Raw genomic sequence first — 18,514 nt, forward strand, 5'->3', positions numbered from 1 at the left:
CACCAAAGCCGCTGTCCGGTGCCCCCCGGCACCGGACAGCGGCTACGGCCGCCGCCGCCCCGCTCAGGCGGCGACCGTGGTGAAACTGTGGATCGTGGTCGACCGGTACAGCTCGCCCGGGCGCAGGACGACCGTCGGGTAGCCGGGGCGGTTCGGGGAGTCCGGGAAGTGCTGGGTCTCCAGCGCGACCCCCGCGTAGGCGTGGTACGGCCTGCCTGCCTTGCCCGTGATGTCACCGGTCAGGCCTTGCGCGGTGTAGACCTGGATGCCCGGTTCCGTGGTGCGCACCTCCATGCGGCGGCCGGATGCCGGGGCGTACAGCACAGCGGCCTTACGAGGACTGTCTCGCCGGGCGTCGTCGAGGACCCAGTTGTGATCGAAGCCTCCACCGGCGAGGGCCAGTTGCGCATCTGTATGGGTCAGGGCGTCGGAGAGACGCCGGTGCCGGCGGAGGTCGAACGGGGTGTCGCTGACCGGGCGGTGGGAGCCGTCGGGGATCAACTCGGCGTCGACGGGGGTGTAGAGGGGGGCCGCGACCTGGAGGTGGTGGGCCAGGACGTTGCCGCGCCCCTCCCCTTCGAGGTTCCAGTAGGCGTGGTTGGTGAGGTTGACGATCGTCGGGGCGTCGGCGACCGCCTGGTACGACATCGTCAGGTTGTCGTCGCGGTCCAGCGTGTAGGTGAGGCGCACGTTCAGGGCACCGGGGAATCCCTGGTCGCCGTCGGGGCTGTGCAGGAACAGACGGACACCGGTGCGGTGCGCCGAGTGGAAGGGTTCGCACCGCCACAGGCGCTGGTCGAACCCGTCGGGACCACCGTGCAATGTGTGCCCGGTCTCCTGGGTGTCGAGCCGGTGGGTGACGCCGTCGACTACGAGCCCGCCGCGTGCGATGCGGTTGGCGTAACGGCCCACCGTCGCACCGAAGTAGCGTGCGGAACCCTCGCAGGCGGCGGGGTCGCGGGGCGCGAGCACCACGTCAGCGGTGTGGCCCCAGCGGTCCGGCAGGATGAGCGAACGGAGCCGGGCGCCGCGCGTGTGGACCTCGGCACGGGCCCGGCCGGGGAAGCCGAACCGCCACCTCTCCCCCGTTCCGCCATCGTCCAGACGCAGGGGGCGGGCCGTCCGCGGACAGGCGGCCGTCTGCCCGGGCTCGGCGGCCTGGTCGACAGATTCGTGGGCGTGTTCCATGACGGCATTCCCTGGAAGTCGGTCCACCGGATGCACGCCGGGACCAAGCTCTGATCGCGGCACGCGAACGCGGTGGCACGGGCGGGTGGGCTGCGGAGCCGGGGTCAGTCGGCGGCGGGGCGGCGGCCGCTCATCAGGCGTTGCAGCACGATGAACACGAGCAGCAGGGCACCGATGACGATCCGGGTCCACCAGGAGCTGAGCGTGCCCTGGAAGTTGACGACCGTCTGGATCGTGCCGAGGACGAGCACGCCGAGGGCGGTGCCCAGGACGAAGCCGGAACCGCCGGTCAGCAGCGTGCCGCCGATCACGGTGGCGGCGATCGCGTCGAGTTCCATGCCCATGGCGTGGAGGGCGTAGCCGGAGAGCATGTAAAAGGTCAGCAGCAGGCCGCCGAGTGCGGAGCACAGGCCGCTGACGGCATATGCGGCGATCTTGGTGGAGCCCGTCGGAAGACCCATCAGCCGAGCGGAGGACTCGTTGCCGCCCAGCGCGTACACGTTGCGGCCGAAGCGCGTGTGGTGCAGTACGACGAAGGCGATCACCAGCACGGCCAGGGCGATGACCACCGGGATCGAGACGAACAGTCCTCCCGGGCCGTACAGCCGGGTCTGCGCGATTCCCGCCGTGGTGGGGTCGCTGATCGTGATGGATTCGGTGCTGATCGTGTAGCAGAGGCCGCGGGCGAGGAACATGCCGGCCAGGGTGACGATGAACGGCTGGATCTCGAAGGTGTGGATGATCCAGCCCATGAGCGTCCCGCTCGCGGCGCCGACGAGCAGGACCAGGGGGACGACGGTGGCCAGGGGCCAGCCGTGCGACTCGACCAGCCAGGCGGTGAGCATGGTCGACAGGGCCACCATGGAGCCGACGGACAGATCGATGCCGCCGGTGAGGATGACGAAGGTCGCCCCGACCGCGACGACCAGGAGGAATCCGTTGTCGATCAGCAGGTTCAGTACGACTTGCGCGGAGAGGAAGCCCTCGTAGCGCACCGATCCGACGCCGAACATGACGGCCAGCAGGACGGCCGTGACGATCAGTGGGATACGGGTGCGGGTGCGCGGGGACACGGTCGCGAAGGGGCGGGTGAGGCGCGCGGTGGCGCTCGCGATGCCGGTACTCATGCGCGTACCTCCTGCTGCTGCGGGGCGGCGCCCGCCGGGGTGTGGGATCGGGGAGTGGCCGCCCCGCGGCGGCGCAGGACCTTGGCCCGGAAGACCGGGGACTGCACGAGGCAGACGACGATGACGACGAAGGCCTTGAAGACGAGGGTGGTCTCGGGTGGGACGCCGAGGGTGTAGACGGTGGTCGACAGGGTCTGGATGATCAGGGCGCCCAGGACGGTGCCGCCGAGGGAGAAGCGTCCTCCGGTCAGTGCGGTGCCGCCGACGACGACGGCGAGGATCGCGTCGAGCTCGATCCACAGGCCGGCGTTGTTGCCGTCGGCGCTGGAGACGTTGGAGCTGATCATCAGCCCGGCGACGGCCGCGCACAGCGCGCTGAAGACGTAGACCAGGGCGAGGAGACCGCCTGCCCGTATGCCGACCAGGCGGCTCGCGGCGGGGTTGCCGCCGACGGACTCGATCAGCATGCCGAGTGCGCTGCGGCGGGTGACGAGGGCGGTGAGCGCGACGAGGGCGGCCGCCAGGAGGACGGCGAACGGGAAGGTCAGCCAGTAGCCCCCGCCGATCATTTTGTAGGGGGCGCTGGTCACCGTGACGATCTGACCGTCCGTGATCAGCTGGGCGACGCCACGGCCCGCGACCATGAGGATCAAGGTGGCCACGATGGGCTGCACCCCCAGTCCGGACACCAGGAAGCCGTTGGCCAGGCCCAGCACGAGGGCGACGCCGAGCGCGAGGGCGACGGCCGTGAGCAGGGTGGCGACGCTGCCGGGATGCGCGGCGGTGGAGATGTGCCCGCAGGCGAGGGCGCCGGCGATGGCGACGGTGGAACCCACCGAGAGGTCGATCCCGCGGGTGGAGATGACCAGGGTCATGCCGAGCGCCACCAGGATGAGTGGCGCACCGAACTGGAGGATGTCGATCAGGCTGCCGTAGAGATGGCCGTCGCGTACGCGGACGGAGAAGAAGTCGTGGTGGAACGCGAGGTTGCCGAGGAGCAGGGCGAGCAGGATGAGCGCGGGCCACAGCAGGCGGTGCCCGGCCAGCCGTCTCCCCATCGCGGCGGCCGCCTCGGACTTGGCGGGCTGGGTGGTCATGAGTCCGTTCCGGTGGCGATGGTGGCGAGGAGGCGTTCGGGCGTGACGGAGTCGTCGTTCGCGAGGGTGGCCACCATGCGGTGGTCGCGGAGCACGGCGATGCGGTGGCTCAGGCGCAGGACCTCTTCGAGTTCCGCCGAGATGAACAGCACGGCGGTGCCTTCGCCCGCCAGGTGGGCCACGAGTTTCTGGATCTCCGCCTTGGCGCCGATGTCGATGCCCCGGGTGGGTTCGTCGAGGATCAGGAGCCGGGGTTCGGTCAGCAGCCAGCGTGCGAGGAGGACCTTCTGCTGGTTGCCTCCGCTGAGGTGGCGCACCTGTGCTTCGGGGTCGGCGGGGCGGATGTCCAGGGCGTCGATCCAGTGCCGTGCCAGTTCTTCCTGCTTCGCACGGGCCAGCGGCCTGGTCCAGCCGCGGGCGGCCTGCAACGCGAGGACGATGTTCTCGCGGACCGTGAGCTCGCCCACCAGTCCCTCGGACTTGCGGTTCTCGGAACAGAACGCGATGCCCCGGGCAATGGCGTGGCGGGGGGTGCGCAGGACCACCTTCTCGCCCTCGATGCTCACCTCTCCGGAGTCCGCGCTGTCCGCGCCGAACAGGAGCCGCGCCACCTCGGTGCGGCCCGAGCCCAGGAGGCCGGCCAGTCCGATGACCTCGCCGGGATGGATGTCAAGGTCGTACGGTTCGATCGAGCCCGTACGGGTCAGCTGTCGGGCCTGGAGGAACGGTTCGCCGGCCGCCCGTTCGGCCGCTTCCTCGTGGGCACGGCCGGACAGCTGGTCGAGGGTGGCCAGTTCTCCGCCGATCATGCGCTGTACCAGGGTCACCGGCGTGAGTTCCCCGATCGGGTACTCGCCTTCCAGCCTGCCGTTGCGCAGGATGGTGACGCGGTCGCAGAGGTCGAATACCTGGTCGAGGAAGTGCGTGACGAACAGGATGGCCACACCGCGGTCCCGCAGGCGCCGCACCAGGGCGAAGAGCTGGGCGACCTCCTCGCGATCCAGGCTGGAGGTGGGTTCGTCCAGCACGAGCACCTTCGCCGAGACGTCCACCGCCCGGACGATGGCGACCAGTTGCTGCACCGCCAGGGAGTGCGAATCGAGCAGACCGGTGACGTCCAGATCGAGGTCGAGTTCCGTCAGCAGCTCTGCCGCCCGCTGCCGCATCGCGGACCAGTGGATGAGACCGAACCGGCGCGGTTCGCGCCCGATGAGGATGTTCTCGGCGACCGAGATGTTCGGGCAGAGGTTCACCTCCTGATAAACGGTGCTGATTCCGGCCTGTTGCGCCTGGAGGGGGTCCGTGAACGCGTGGGGCCGGCCGTCCACGAGGATGGCGCCGCCGTCGGCGGGGTGGACACCGGTGAGCACCTTGATCAAGGTGGACTTCCCGGCGCCGTTCTCGCCCATCAGGGCGTGCACCTCACCGGGGAAGAGCCGCAGGGCGACTCCGTCGAGGGCGAGCACGCCCGGGAACCGCTTGCGGATGTCGTGGGCTTCCAGGACCGGCCGCGGGCCGCCGGCGCCCGTGGCCGGCGGGGTGGACGGATGCGTCATCCGCCCTCCTCTCATGTGTGGGGTGGTGGAGCGGGCTCCGGAGGGTGAAGGAGGCACCGGAACCGGGCCTCCTCCGGCACCGGAACCTGTCGCGTCAGTAGTTCCGGGACGGCAGGGCGGCCGCGGCCTGGTCCTGCGTGAAGACGCCTTCCTGGGTCTCGACCCGGGTCGGCACGCTCTCCCCCGCCACGACCTTCTTGGCCAGCTCCATCAGCTGGTCGCCGAGCATCGGGTTGCACTCCACCACGACGTTGATCTTGCCCTCGGTCATGGCGACGAAGGCGTCCTTGATTCCGTCCACCGAGATCACCTTGATGTCCGTACCGGGCTTCTTGCCGGACTCCTCGATGGCCTGGATGGCGCCGAGGGCCATGTCGTCGTTGTGGGCGTAGAGGACGTCGATGTCCTTCTGGGACTTCAGGAACGCCTGCATGACCTCCTTGCCCTTGGCGCGGGTGAAGTCGCCCGTCTGCGAGGCGACGATCTTGAACTTGCCGTCGGCGCGGATGGCATCGGCGAAGCCGGCCTTGCGGTCGTTGGCGGGTGCCGAGCCCGTGGTGCCCTGGAGCTCGACGATGTTGACCGGGCCCTGCTCGTTCGCGTACGCACCGGTCAGCCACTCGCCCGCGGACTTGCCCTCCTTGACGAAGTCCGAGCCCAGGAAGGTCTTGTAGAGGGAGGTGTCCTTGGCGTCCACGGCCCGGTCGGTGAGGATGACCGGGATGCCCGCGTCCTTGGCCTCCTTGAGCACCGTGTCCCAGCCGGACTCCACGACCGGCGAGAAGGCGATCACATCGACCTTCTGCTGGATGAAGGTGCGGATCGCCTTGATCTGGTTCTCCTGCTTCTGCTGGGCGTCGGAGAACTTGAGTTCGATCCCGGCCTTCTTCGCCGCCTCCTGGACGGACTTGGTGTTGGCGGTACGCCAACCGCTCTCGGCGCCGACCTGGGCGAAGCCCATGGTGATCGTGCCGCCGGAGCCCGTCTTGGCCCCGGAGGCCGGGGCGGAGGTGGGACCCTCGGTCGAGCAGGCGGTCAGCGCCGAGGAGGCGAGAAGGGCGACGGTGAGGACGAGGGCTGCTCTGCGAGCCATGACGGGTGTCCTTTCGGGGGCTACGGATGAGGCTCCGCACGGCCGGTGCCGGGCTGCGCCGGTGGTCATGGGCGTGGCGGGGCGGGGGCCGGGGGCCGGCACGGGGGCGGGGCGGGGCCGGGGCGGGGCGGGGCGACAGGAGCGGGACGCCCTTGAGGGGGCGCCGTCGCATTGTGAGCGCTAACAAGCCGGGTTCTCAACCCCTTTGCGCGCGTTACCTGTCCGTTACCGCGTCACGTGCAACAACACCGCTGGCTCCATCCGTTCGCGCGACCATCGACCCAGCCTCCCCGAATCGGAGACCTCAACCCGCCTCGCATCAATGGCATATCGAGCCGCGGCCCCGTATACGAAGGCCGCCGCACCATGAGGGCCTCCCACATGATCCACGCAGACCCCTTGCCTATCGACATTGTTAGCGCTCACACTGCAAGCTCATCGGATCCTCCGCCGACCGCCAGGATGGTCGGGACGGCATCTCCGGCTGCCGGGCCGCGCCGCGTGCCGCCCACGGCCCCCTCGAAAGGCACTCTGTTGACGTCACCCCATCTCCTCGCGCCCGCTCCTCCTTCCGAGGAATCGGAGCAGTACACGGTCGGTGTCGACTTCGGCACCCTGTCGGGCCGCGCCGTGGTCGTGCGGGTTCGCGACGGTCAGGAGCTGGCCGCGGCGGTCCACCCCTACCGGCACGGCGTCATCGACCGATACCTGCCGCAAGGCGGTGCGCCGCTGCCTCCGGACTGGGCCCTGCAACACCCCCAGGATTGGCGGGACGTATTGCGTCGCGCCGTCCCGCAGGCCCTGGCGGCGGCCGGGATCGATCCCGCCGCGGTGATCGGCATCGCCACCGACTTCACCGCCTGCACCGTCCTGCCCACGCTGGCCGACGGGACTCCCCTCGCCGAGACCGAGCTCGCCGGACGGCCCCACGCGTGGCCCAAGCTGTGGAAGCACCACGCCGCCCAGTCCCATGCCGACCGCATCAACGAACTCGCGCACGCCCGCGGGGAGAAGTGGATCGCCCGCTACGGCGGCCGGATCTCCGCCGAGTGGCAGTTCGCGAAGGCGCTCCAGGTCCTGGAAGAAGACCCGCTCGTCTACGAAAGCTGCGCGCGGTGGATCGAGGCCGCCGACTGGATCGTGTGGCAGCTCACCGGAGCCGAGTCCCGCAACGCCTGCACCGCCGGATACAAGGGCATCCACCAGGACGGCGCCTACCCGAGCGAGGAGTACCTGGCCGCGCTGAACCCCCGGTTCGCCGACTTCGCACGCACCCGCCTCGCATTCCCCCTCTCCGCACTGGGCTCACGCGTGGGCTCGCTCAGTACGGAGGCGGCAGCGTGGACGGGGCTGCGGCCCGGCATCGCCGTGGCCGCGGGCAACGTCGACGCCCATGTCACCGCGGCGGCGGCCCAGGCCGTCGAGGACGGACAACTGCTCGCCATCATGGGGACCTCCACCTGCCACGTCGTGAACGCCCCCGTCCTCGCCGACGTCCCCGGCATCTGCGGTGTCGTGGCCGGCGGGATCGTCGAGGGAACCTACGGCTACGAGGCCGGCCAGAGTGCGGTCGGCGACATCTTCGCCTGGGTGCTGGACCAAGGCGTCCCGTCGGACTACCTCGCCGAGTCCGCCGAGCGCGGCGAGGACCTGCACACCCTGCTGACCCGGAAGGCCGCCGGCCAGCCGGTCGGCGGGCACGGACTGGTCGCCCTCGACTGGCTGAACGGCAACCGTTCGGTCCTCGTCGACCACCACCTCTCCGGAGTCATCGTGGGCCTGACCCTCGCGACCCGCCCCGAGGACGTCTACCGCGCACTGCTCGAAGCCACCGCGTTCGGTACCCGGGTCATCGTGGAGGCCCTGGAAGCAGGCGGCGTACCCGTCCACGAGTTCATCGTCGCCGGCGGACTGGCCAAGAACGAACTGCTGATGCAGATCTACTCCGACGTGCTGCGCCGCCCCGTCTCCCTGGCCGCATCCGACCAGGGCCCCGCCCTCGGGTCGGCCATCCACGCCGCCGTAGCCGCCGGCGCGCACGGCGACGTACGGACGGCCACCGCCGCCATGGGCCGCCGGCTGCCGGCCGTCTACCTGCCCGACGCCACCCGGGCCGAGGCGTACGACGCCCTCTTCGCCGAATACCGGCTCCTGCACGACCACTTCGCCACGGGTGGCCTGCTGCACCGCCTCAGGCACATCCGCGACACGACCCGCACCGCGGGCTGACCCCCGCCCCGTTGTCCGTTCCCGCATTCCCACCCGCCCGCCGCCTCACCACCGTTGCGGGACGTCACCTTCAGGAGTCCATGTGCCCAGCCGAACATCCCCCGCCCAGGAAATCTGGTTCCTCACCGGCAGCCAAGGCCTGTACGGGGAGGAGACGCTGAAGCAGGTCGCCGAACAGTCGCTGCAGATCGCCGCCGCGCTGGCCGACGCCTCCGGCATTCCCGCGCGCGTGGTGTGGAAGCCGGTACTGACCGACGCCGACGCCATCCGCCGGGTGTGCCTCGACGCGAACGCCGACGACCGGTGCATCGGGCTGATCGCCTGGATGCACACCTTCTCGCCGGCCAAGATGTGGATCGCCGGACTGGACGCGCTGCGCAAGCCGTTGTTGCACCTCCACACCCAGTCGAACGTGGCCCTGCCCTGGGACACCATCGACATGGACTTCATGAACCTCAACCAAGCAGCCCACGGAGACCGCGAGTTCGGGCACATCCAGACCCGCCTGGGCGTAGCCCGCAAAACGGTGGCCGGCCACGTCACCGATCCCGAGACGAGCGCACGCGTCGCGATCTGGGCGCGAGCGGCCGCCGCACGATCCGAACTGGCCACCCTCAAGGTCGCCCGCTTCGGCGACAACATGCGCGACGTGGCCGTCACCGAGGGCGACAAGGTCGAGGCCCAGCTGCGCTTGGGCGTCTCCGTCAACACCCATGGCGTCAACGACCTGGTGAAGGTCGTCGACAGCGCGGACGAGACCGACGTGGCTTCCCTCATCGAGGAGTACGCCGACCTGTACGACCTGGCGCCGGATCTGCGACCGGGCGGCGAACGGCACGACGCGCTGCGTTACGCGGCCCGCATCGAAGCCGGCCTGCGCACCTTCCTCCAAACGGGCGGCTTCGGGGCCTTCACCACCAACTTCGAGGACCTGGGCGGACTGCGCCAGCTGCCCGGCCTCGCGGTCCAGCGGCTCATGGCCCAGGGGTACGGCTTCGGAGGAGAGGGCGACTGGAAGACCGCCGTCCTGCTGCGCGCCCTCAAGGTGGCTGCCGCAGGCCTCCCGGGCGGCACCTCCTTCATGGAGGACTACACCTACGACCTGACACCCGGCAACGAGCTCATCCTCGGCGCGCACATGCTGGAAGTCTGCCCCACCATCGCCGCCTCCAGGCCCAGCTGCGAGATCCACCCCCTCGGCATCGGCGGGCGGGAGGATCCGGTGCGGCTGGTGTTCGACGCGGCACCCGGGCCGGCCGTGGTGGTCGGGCTCGCCGACCTCGGCGACCGCTTCCGCCTGATCGCCAATGACATCGACGTGGTGGCACCCCCTCACCCGCTGCCCGCACTGCCCGTCGCCCGCGCGGTCTGGCAGCCCCGCCCCGACCTGCGGACCTCCACCGAATCCTGGCTGACGGCCGGAGGACCGCACCACACCGTCCTCAGCACCGCCCTGACCTCCGACCACCTCGACGACCTGGCGGAAATGCTCCGCCTGGAGCTCGCCCTCATCGACGAGACCACCACCCCGAAGCAGTTCCGGCGCGATCTCCGCTGGAACCAGGCGTACTACCGCCTGGCACTGGGACTTTGACGGTCAGACGCGCCTGGCGCGCGATGCACCGCATCTGACACGGTGTCCGGGACCCGCCCATGGACATGGAGGAACGGGCGGGCCCCGGACGGGGTGGGCGCGTGTCACGCGATGGTGCAGGCGCTCCCGTTCAGGCTGAAACCGGAGGGCTTGGCGAAGCTGCCACTGAAGGTTCCCTGGAATCCGAAGGACGCCTGGCCGCCGGCGGCGATCTCCGCGTTGTGGCCGACGTTGCCGGCCGTGACGGCTCCCGACGACGGGGAAACGTTCGCGTTCCAGGCGTTGGTGACCTGCTGCCCTGAGGGCAGGGTGAACGCGAGCTTCCAGTTGCTCACCGGGGAGGATCCGGTATTGGTGACGGTGACGTCGGTGGTGAAACCGCCCTGCCAGACGTTCGGCGCGTACGCCACCTTGCAGGCCGTGGAGCCTCCGGGGCCGCCCGGGTCACCGGAGGAGCCCGTGTTGACCGTCGAGGAGAACGAGGTCACGGCGAGGCCGGCGCCGTTCTGCCAAGGCTCGAATCCCGCCTGAATGCTCGTCAGGTACCAGCTGTTCTGTGCCAGTCCCCTGGAGACGGCCTGCCGGACGAAATCCATGACGTCGAAGTTCCAGCTGTTGATCGCCGACGGCGCGACGAACGACAGCACGTCGTTGGAGCCGTTGTTGCCCGACCACACCTCCCACTGGCGCCCTGCCACGGTGGCGGAGCCGACCGGGGAGCCCACGGGCTGTACCGGGCCGACCTTGTGGAACCACACCATGATCTCGGTCCGGCTCACACCGTCGGTGCGGGGCGTGGGGTCGAGCCAGATGTCGTACGCGGCGTCGTACGCGCCGCCGGTGACATAGCTGTACGAGATGCTGGTGGGAGCGCTGGAGACGTGCCGAGCCGGGCAGGGAGGTTGGTGCCGGGCGAGCAGTTGGTGTAGTGGCAGCCGTTGTACACGGACGGGTAGGACTTCGGGGCGCCGTTCGTGGGAACCGAACCTTCGGCGAGACGAACACGGCGAGTAGCGCGCCCAGCAGGCCCAGCGCGCTGCGGGCATGGTGCGGTGAAGGTCGCATGCGGATCCTCTTCGAGAGACGGTGATGGGGGGAGTGCTCCCACAAGGCGAAGAGACCTGACGGGTGGACGTGTTGAGGCCGGGCAGGTCCTCATGGGCTGCCCGGCCTCGTCGTACGCGTGGCTGTTCTTCAGGCGGGGCGGGCTGCTATTCGAGCAGCTCCGCGTACGAGCCCATGGCCAGGGCTATGTCCGCCTGGGCCCAGAACCGGTGGTACGTGAAGACGGGCGCGGCGCCGCCCGCGAGGTAGGCCTCGATCTTCGGCCAGGCCGGGTCGTCCTTGTAGAAGGTACGGATCGAGGCGAAGGTGGAGGCGGAGTTCACCGCGTCGCCGTTCGGCATCTTGCCGGTCCACGCACTGGGGACGTAGACGGGGTTGTTGAAGCGGCTGTAGTCGGTCCGGGTCTCCTGGACGGCGACGCCCAGGGGGTCCTGGTGGTGGGCCCACATGCCGTCGAGGAGGGCCTTGGCGACCCGCTTGGCCTCGGCGTTGCCGGACTTCGCGGCGTAATAGGTGAGGGTCTTGGCGTAGGCGGCGGCCACGCCCACGTCGTCGGTGTAGTCGGCGACGGTGACGTGCAGGCCCGTGTTGGCGCCGGGCGCCGACGCGTTCCAGGTGTCGGGGGCACCGGACCACTTGAGGGTGGAGGGGATGCGGTAGGTGCCGTCGGGGTTGATCGTCGTCTTCGACAGGGCCCAGCCGACCCACTTGTCGAGCACGGTCTTGGCGGCGGCGTCGCCCGTCTGCTGGTAGAGCTCGGCGACCCGCTCCATGGACCAGGCCTGGAACCCGAACCACTGGTTGGACGCCGGGTCCTGGTAGACGGGCTTCTCGTCGTAGAAGAGGCCGTGGAAGGTGGGGGTCCCGGCCGGGGGCTGTGCGTACCGGCCCTGCCAGCTGTTGGTCGCGCCGCCCGCGATGGCTCCCTCGTCGGACTGGAGCCAGCGGTAGAACTCCAGTTGCCGGTCGAGGCTGGTCGCCCAGTCCGCCGAGCCGGTCGCCGACTTGGGCTTCAGCGGGGCGTACTCGCTGAGCGCGTAGGCGGCGAGCGGGTTCTGGTAGCCGCCGTGGGCGTGGCTGGAGCCGATCCGCCAGGACCAGGCGGCCGCGGTGTCGGTGGCTCCGCCCCAGGCGTAGTACCAGGACATCAGGTAGTGCGCACTGTCCTTGCCCGTGCCGGCGGGGCAGACGGTCGGGCCGACACAGTTCCCGGCCTTCTTGAAGTACTTGTCGAACATGGAGTACCGCAGGTAGTCGCCCATCTTGGCCGCCTTCGAGACGGTCCCGGTGACCTGTGACTGCTTGCCCTGCTCCTTGGCCCAGATGTCCGCCCAGTACGCGGCCTGGATGGCGCGGGCGTCGGCGTCCGGGGCGTTGGTGAACTTCCATTGCTTGGCGTAGGAGGAGTCCCCGGTGAAGAGGTCGAGGTAGCCGTTCTTGCCGCCGTAGGCGAACTTGTCGCAGGTGGGGTGCGGAACGGTCTCCCAGACGGATTCCTCGGGTCCGCGCTGGAAGGTGTTGATGTACGAGGGCCCGGTCGCGGTCGGTCCGGCGGAGCACTTTCCGGGCTCGTTGCCGAAGCCGTAGACGTTGTCGACGTCCTGGAGCCAGTGCATCCCGTAGATGTCGTCCGTGCCGTACGTGCTCTTCAGCTCGCCGGCGATCGGATCCACGCCGGAGGTGACCGTCCCGTCGAGCTTGGCCGGGTACTGCGAGGGGAGGTCGTGCTCGGGGGCGTAGGTGGCGGGCTTGGAGGCGTTGTAGGAGCTGGTGGTGGGCTGGTCGGCGTGGGTGGGGATCATGAACTTCTCCATGACCTCCCACGCACCGTTGAACTTGGTCCAGTCCCCGGTGATCTTCCCGTACATCGCCTGCAGCCAGATCAGATAGCTATAGGCCTCCGAGGTCGTCTCGTGTCCCTGGTCCGGGGCCTCCACGATCAGCGTCTCGACGGAGTGGTACGGGATCCCCTCGGGCGAGAAGTAGCCGTTGGCCGGGTTGGTGATCTTCCCGTGGAGGTCGAGGAAGCGGGCGTCGTACGTGGAGTCGGCGGCGAGCTGGGCGACCGTCACCTCGGCCTTGGCGTGGCCTGGGGCAGTGGCGGTGAAGACGGCGGATCCGCTGCCGGTCGCCCCGGCGGTGACGGTCACCTTCTGGGCGGTGTTCCAGTTCGCCGGGGTGAAGGTGAGCTCGGCGGGTGTCGCGGTGAGGTCGGTGTTGCCCGAGGTGCGGGCGAGGCCCACCGTGACGTTCGCGGCCGGCTGCTTGGAGAGCTTCAGGTCGAAGGTTGCCGTCTCCCCGCGGCGTACGGAGAGCTGCGCGGGGGTGGCGACGAGGGATGCGCCGGCGGCGACGGTGATGCCGACGGGGGACGACTCGGCCGAGGCTCCGAGGCTGTCGTAGGCCTTGGCGTAGAGGGAGTGGGCGCCCGCGGCGAGGCCGGTGGCGGCGAGGGCGAAGGGCGCGGTGGTGTCCGTGCCCAGGAGCGTGGTGTCGCTGTAGAACTCGACCTTGCCCACGGTGGCGCCGTCGGCCGCGGCGGCGGTGGCGGCGAGCGGGACGGCGGTGCCCACCGCGTAGACGGCGCCGGGGGCAGGGCTGGTCAGCACGGCGACCGGGGGCTGGTGGGCTCCGGTGCACTGGGTGCCGTTGACGGCGAACGAGGTGGGGGCGGCGTTGGTCCCGCTGTAGGCGAACTGGGCGCCGGTCGTGGCGGCCGCGCCCGCGGCGACGGTCTTGTTCCAGTCAGGAGCCGCGACGCGGACGCTCTTGCCGGACTGGGTCCAGGTGCCGTTCCAGCCGTTGGTGAGCTGCTGGTTGCCCGTGTAGTCGTAGGTCAGCGTCCACCCGTCGAGCGCGGTGGCGGACCTGTTGGTGAGGGTGAGCTCGGCGGTGAAGCCCGAGCCCCAGTCGTTGGTCTTGTAGTCGACGCTGCACTGCACCGCGGCGGCCGCGGCGGTGGTCGCGCCGACGGCCGTGAGGCCCAGGGGGAGGGAGAGGGACAGGGCCGTGGCCGACACGGTCAGCAGTCTGCTGCGTCGGACGCGTGGTCTGGGTGGGGGATGTGCCGACATGCGGATGGTTCTCCTCGCGGCTCGGGGAGACGGGGATGGGAAGAACGACTGCGCACAAGCTCTGAACTAATGGGAGCGCTCCCACTGTGCAGAGGAGGCGAGGTGCCGTCAAGACACGTGAAGAGTCGAAAGAGTTGCGTGAGGAATTTACTCAACCCCTCTTTTGCTTAGCGGCAGTTGCCGCTACGGTCTGGCCCAAGCAAGTGGGAGCGCTTCCACGCTTGGTGTGCCGTCGCAGCGCGAACTTGCTGCGAGGGCTCGCTCATGTGACGGCCCCGCGTCTGTCACTGCTGCTCGGCGGAGCAGCAGTGACCTTGCGCGACGGCGTCACCTGCCGGGCAACGGCCAGAAGGTCGCAGGCACGCAGAACCCGGTGAACGCACTTCATGTGACCGGCGTCCGCAATCCCCACCGGCCCGAGGCATTGCCTACAACGACCCGAGCCGGTGGCTCACCTGCTTACCCACCTGCACGACGGGCCATCCGGCCACGGCCCTGACCCCCCTGCACCCTCAACATGCCCGCGTAGAAGGCGTGTCGAGGCTCCCTCCTCGCCCCGGCACAGCCCGGTCCCACCCGGCCGCGGGTGAGATCGGCGATGGGCGATCGCGCCATGGTGTGGCCGGCACGCCCGCACCCCCTCGTCCCCCCCCGCCGGACCTGCAGCACCTGGAAGCACCCCTCAGGCCCAGCCCGATCACCTCCTCCTCAATCGGCACCGGGCCGCGCGACCGCCTGCGCGCCCTGAAATGAAAGGCACCCCACGACATGAGCCGCACGATCCCCCGCACCGCCTTGCTGGCGGCCCTCAGCCTCGTCACCGCTGCCGGCGCGACCGCCACCGTCTTCGGCACCTCCGCCGGCGCCGCCGCCGCCGGCTGCAAGGTCGAGTACCAGATCACCAACCAGTGGAACACCGGCTTCGGCGCCAACGTCATCGTCACCAACACCGGCGACCCGGTCGCCTCCTGGACCCTGGAGTGGTCCTATGCGAACGGCCAGCAGGCCACCCAGGGCTGGAACGCCACCATCACCCAGTCCGGGGCGGCCGTCACGGCCAAGAGCCTCTCCTACAACGGAAGCCTGGCCACCGGCGGTTCCACCTCCTTCGGCTTCAATGGCACGCACACCGGGACCAACGCCATACCCGCCACCTTCAAGCTCAACGGCATCACCTGCAACGGCGCAACCGACCCCACCACTCCCCCGACGACACCCCCCACCACGCCTCCCACGACTCCGCCCACCACCCCACCGCCGACCGGCGGCAAGGCCGACAACCCGTACGCCGGCGCCAAGATGTACGTGAACCCCGAATGGTCCGCCAAGGCCGCCGCCGAGCCGGGCGGCACCAAGGTGTCGAACCAGCCCACCGCTGTCTGGCTGGACCGCACCGCCGCCATCGCGGGCGTCAACGGCGGGATGGGGCTGCGCGCCCACCTGGACGCCGCACTCGCCCAGAAGGGCAGCGGCGAGATGGTCGTCCAGTTCGTGATCTACAACCTGCCCGGACGCGACTGCGCCGCGCTCGCCTCCAACGGCGAACTGGGCCCCACCGAGATCGACAAGTACAAGACCACCTACATCGACCCGATCGCCGCCATCCTCGCCGACGCCAAGTACGCGGGGCTGCGGATCGTCACCACCGTCGAGATCGACTCCCTGCCCAACCTCGTCACCAACGTCTCCGGACGCCCCACGGCCACCGCCAACTGCGACGTCATGAAGACCAACGGCAACTACATCAAGGGCGTCGGCTACGCGCTGAACAAGCTCGGCGCCATCCCCAACGTCTACAACTACGTCGACGCCGGCCACCACGGCTGGCTCGGCTGGGACGACAACCTCGGCGCCTCCGCCGAGATGTTCAAGCAAGCCGCCACCGCCGAAGGCTCCACCCTCGCCAAGGTGCACGGCTTCATCGTCAACACCGCCAACTACAGCGCCCTCAAGGAAGACCACTTCAAGATCGAGGACTCCGTCAACGGCACCTCCGTACGCCAGTCGAAGTGGGTCGACTGGAACCGCTACACCGACGAACTGTCCTACGCCCAAGGCATGCGCAACAAGCTCGTGTCCCTCGGCTTCGACACCAACATCGGCATGCTCATCGACACCTCCCGCAACGGCTGGGGCGGCACCGCCCGACCCACCGGACCCGGCGCACTGACCAGCGTCGACACCTACGTCAACGGCGGCCGCTACGACCGGCGCATCCACCTCGGCAACTGGTGCAACCAGTCGGGCGCCGGCCTCGGCGAACGGCCGCAGGCCGCCCCCGCCGCCGGTATCGACGCGTACGTGTGGGTCAAGCCGCCGGGCGAGTCGGACGGGGCGAGCAAGGAGATCCCGAACGACGAGGGCAAGGGCTTCGACCGGATGTGCGACCCGACCTACACGGGCAACGCGCGCAACGGCAACAGCATGTCGGGCTCGCTCCCGGACGCGCCGCTCGCCGGCCAGTGGTTCTCCGCCCAGTTCCGGGAACTCATGAAGAACGCCCACCCGGCACTGTGACCCACCACCCCTAAGAAGCCCGGGGCGGTACGGGAGCTGGATTCCGTACCGCCGCGGGCCTCCGCACGCTCAGGAAGAACCGCCAAGGGAAGGCTTCGCCCCGCCCAATTCCGCCGGCTGTCCGCCCAGAACCCTGCCTTCGCGAAGAGCCCGGCTCCGCGGCGAACCGCTCAGGAGGAGTCCCGCACCACCAGTTCCGTCGGAAGCACCCGGCTCGGCCCCTCGCCCACCCCCTGCCCCGGGGCACCGCCGACCCCGGACCCTTCCGCGATCTGCTGGAGCAGCAGCCGGGTCATCGTGCGGCCCATCTCCTCGATCGGCTGGCGCACGCTCGTGAGCGGCGGATCCATCAGCCGGGCCACCACTGAATCATCCACACCGACCAGGGCCACGTCCTCGGGGACCCGCCGCCCCGCCTCGCGCAGCACCCCGCGGGCACCGGCCGCCATCACATCGGATCCGGCGAAGACCGCGTCGAGACCGGGGGCGCGATCCAGGAGCTCGCGCATCGCCCGGCGGCCGCCCTCCTCGGTGAAGTCCGCCGTCGCGACCAGGGACTCGTCGGGCTTGATCCCGGCCTCTGCGAGCCCCGCGCGGTAGCCGCCCAGACGTGCGCGGGCCACGTACATGTCCAGCGGGCCGCTGATGGTGGCGATCCGGCTGCGGCCCCGCCCCACCAGGTGGGCGACGGCCGCCCGTCCCGCGCCGATGTTGTCGGAGTCCACGTAGTCGACCGGTTCGGCCTCCGAGCGCCGCCCGTTCATGACGACCGGCAGCCCGAGCTTCACGATCCGGTCGGGCAGCGGGTCGTCGCCGTGGACGGATGCCAGCAGGACCCCGTCGACCCGCTGGGCGGCCAGGTAGTCCTCGAACCGGCGGCGCTCGGTCTCGGTCCGCACCAGGGTGAGCAGCAACTGCTTGTCGGCTTCCGCCAGTTCGGCGCTGACCCCGCGGATCAGGTCGAGGAAGTACGGCTCCGAGAACACCCTGGCCTCGGTCTCCGGGATGACGAGGGCGACCGCATCGGTCCTGTTGCCGGCCAGGGCCCTGGCCGCCTGGTTGGGGACGTACCCCAGCTCGGCGACGGCGCGGGCAACGGCCGCTCTGGCCTGTTCGCTCACCCGGGGGGAGCCGTTGATGACCCTGGATACGGTGCCCCGGCCGACGCCGGCCAGGGCCGCGACCTCTTCCAGGGTGGGCCTGCCGTTCTGCCGTCCGCTCACGACTTTCGAACTCCCCTCGTGCGCCATCGCGCTCCGCGTCGGGCGCCGGCCCGGCCAGCTGAGCAGGTACTTTAGGTGAATCGGGCAAGACAGTGGCTCCACCTCATCGCTCCGGCACACGTTACGCCGGGACAGGATGTGGGAGCGCTCCCACACTAGCCTCGATTCCCTTGCTCCGCCACGGTCTCGTTCACTATCCGACGGGCCGCAACCGGAAAGGGGACTCCGAGGTGCGGCGGGAGCCCGTCTCGATTGAATTCGCGTTCACCTCTTGACACCCACCCCTACTGGGCAGCAACCTTCCGGCAACGACGTGGGAGCGCTCCCATCCAGGGGTGCGACAACGGCCTTCACCATCGGGTCCAGGCGGGCCCCTCGCCGAGCCGCGAACACCCCGCCGGACCCCCCTGGCGCACAACGAGCACCACCTTGGACGAGGAGAGTTCATGCGCACTTCCAGCAGCAGACGCGGACGCCGCGCCGCGATCAACGCATTCGCCGCAGCCGTCGCCGTCGTGACCGGCGCAGCCCTGCTCACCGGTTGCGGCGACGACAGCCCCGCCGGAGACGACGGCACGGCCGCCAAGGAGCAGATCACGCTGCGGATCGGCACTTTCGGTTCCTTCGGCTACGACGACGCGACGGGGGCCAAGCTCTACGCCGAGTACACGAAGGCGCATCCGAACATCAAGATCGAAGAGTCGAACGTCGCCGACGGCCAGAAGTACTGGGACACGCTCAAGCTGCGTCT

General features: G+C 69.8%; 10 protein-coding genes and 2 pseudogenes. 4 read left to right on the forward strand and 8 right to left on the reverse strand.

The window, feature by feature from the left end; all coding sequences use genetic code 11:
- Positions 1-63: 63 nt before the first annotated feature.
- From ACFYM0_RS13065 to ACFYM0_RS13085, 5 genes are all read right to left on the reverse strand, one after another.
- On the reverse strand, positions 64-1,188 hold the full coding sequence (locus ACFYM0_RS13065; protein WP_388500174.1) for an aldose epimerase family protein: 1,125 nt from the start codon (positions 1,186-1,188) through the stop codon (positions 64-66).
- Between the two features lie 104 nt (positions 1,189-1,292).
- A complete protein-coding gene (gene yjfF / locus ACFYM0_RS13070) occupies positions 1,293-2,315 on the reverse strand; it encodes a galactofuranose ABC transporter, permease protein YjfF (RefSeq protein WP_388500176.1) in 1,023 nt (340 codons plus the stop codon).
- On the reverse strand, positions 2,312-3,412 hold the full coding sequence (locus ACFYM0_RS13075; protein WP_388500179.1) for an ABC transporter permease: 1,101 nt from the start codon (positions 3,410-3,412) through the stop codon (positions 2,312-2,314). The genes yjfF and ACFYM0_RS13075 overlap by 4 nt, the downstream gene beginning before the upstream one ends.
- The gene (locus ACFYM0_RS13080; protein ID WP_388500182.1) at positions 3,409-4,968 is read right to left on the reverse strand and encodes a sugar ABC transporter ATP-binding protein; all 1,560 of its coding nucleotides are present in this window, start codon (positions 4,966-4,968) and stop codon (positions 3,409-3,411) included. Before ACFYM0_RS13080 ends, ACFYM0_RS13075 begins: the two co-directional genes overlap by 4 nt.
- A 94-nt stretch (positions 4,969-5,062) precedes the next feature.
- On the reverse strand, positions 5,063-6,061 hold the full coding sequence (locus ACFYM0_RS13085) for an ABC transporter substrate-binding protein (RefSeq protein WP_388500185.1): 999 nt from the start codon (positions 6,059-6,061) through the stop codon (positions 5,063-5,065).
- A 534-nt stretch (positions 6,062-6,595) separates the two neighbouring features.
- Between ACFYM0_RS13085 and ACFYM0_RS13090 the strand changes: the two genes are divergently transcribed.
- Both ACFYM0_RS13090 and araA read left to right on the forward strand, forming a co-directional pair.
- Positions 6,596-8,290: a ribulokinase gene (locus tag ACFYM0_RS13090; protein ID WP_388500188.1), complete on the forward strand. Its 1,695-nt coding sequence runs from the start codon at positions 6,596-6,598 to the stop codon at positions 8,288-8,290.
- An 82-nt stretch (positions 8,291-8,372) separates the two neighbouring features.
- Entirely contained in the window at positions 8,373-9,884 is a 1,512-nt protein-coding gene (gene araA / locus ACFYM0_RS13095) for an L-arabinose isomerase (protein ID WP_388500191.1), read from the forward strand.
- 104 nt (positions 9,885-9,988) lie between these two features.
- On the opposite strand, the pseudogene ACFYM0_RS13100 reads toward araA, so the two are convergent.
- Together ACFYM0_RS13100 and ACFYM0_RS13105 are read right to left on the reverse strand one after the other, a co-directional pair.
- Positions 9,989-10,890: pseudogene (locus ACFYM0_RS13100) on the reverse strand (cellulose binding domain-containing protein); the annotation flags it as partial.
- A 205-nt stretch (positions 10,891-11,095) separates the two neighbouring features.
- On the reverse strand, positions 11,096-14,023 hold the full coding sequence (locus ACFYM0_RS13105; RefSeq protein WP_388500194.1) for a glycoside hydrolase family 48 protein: 2,928 nt from the start codon (positions 14,021-14,023) through the stop codon (positions 11,096-11,098).
- A 768-nt stretch (positions 14,024-14,791) separates the two neighbouring features.
- On the opposite strand from ACFYM0_RS13105, the gene ACFYM0_RS13110 reads away from it, so the two are divergent.
- Positions 14,792-16,540, forward strand: coding sequence for a glycoside hydrolase family 6 protein (locus ACFYM0_RS13110; protein ID WP_388500197.1), 1,749 nt, complete (start codon positions 14,792-14,794; stop codon positions 16,538-16,540).
- A 170-nt stretch (positions 16,541-16,710) separates the two neighbouring features.
- Here the strand turns inward: ACFYM0_RS13110 and ACFYM0_RS13115 are convergent, their stop codons facing one another.
- A complete protein-coding gene (locus ACFYM0_RS13115) occupies positions 16,711-17,790 on the reverse strand; it encodes a LacI family DNA-binding transcriptional regulator (RefSeq protein WP_388500200.1) in 1,080 nt (359 codons plus the stop codon).
- A 419-nt stretch (positions 17,791-18,209) separates the two neighbouring features.
- Here ACFYM0_RS13115 and ACFYM0_RS13120 point away from each other — a divergent pair.
- Positions 18,210-18,514: pseudogene (locus ACFYM0_RS13120) on the forward strand (carbohydrate ABC transporter substrate-binding protein); the annotation flags it as partial.

It is taken from the genome of Streptomyces sp. NPDC006487, from assembly GCF_042870555.1.
Classification (GTDB): Bacteria; Actinomycetota; Actinomycetes; order Streptomycetales; family Streptomycetaceae; genus Streptomyces.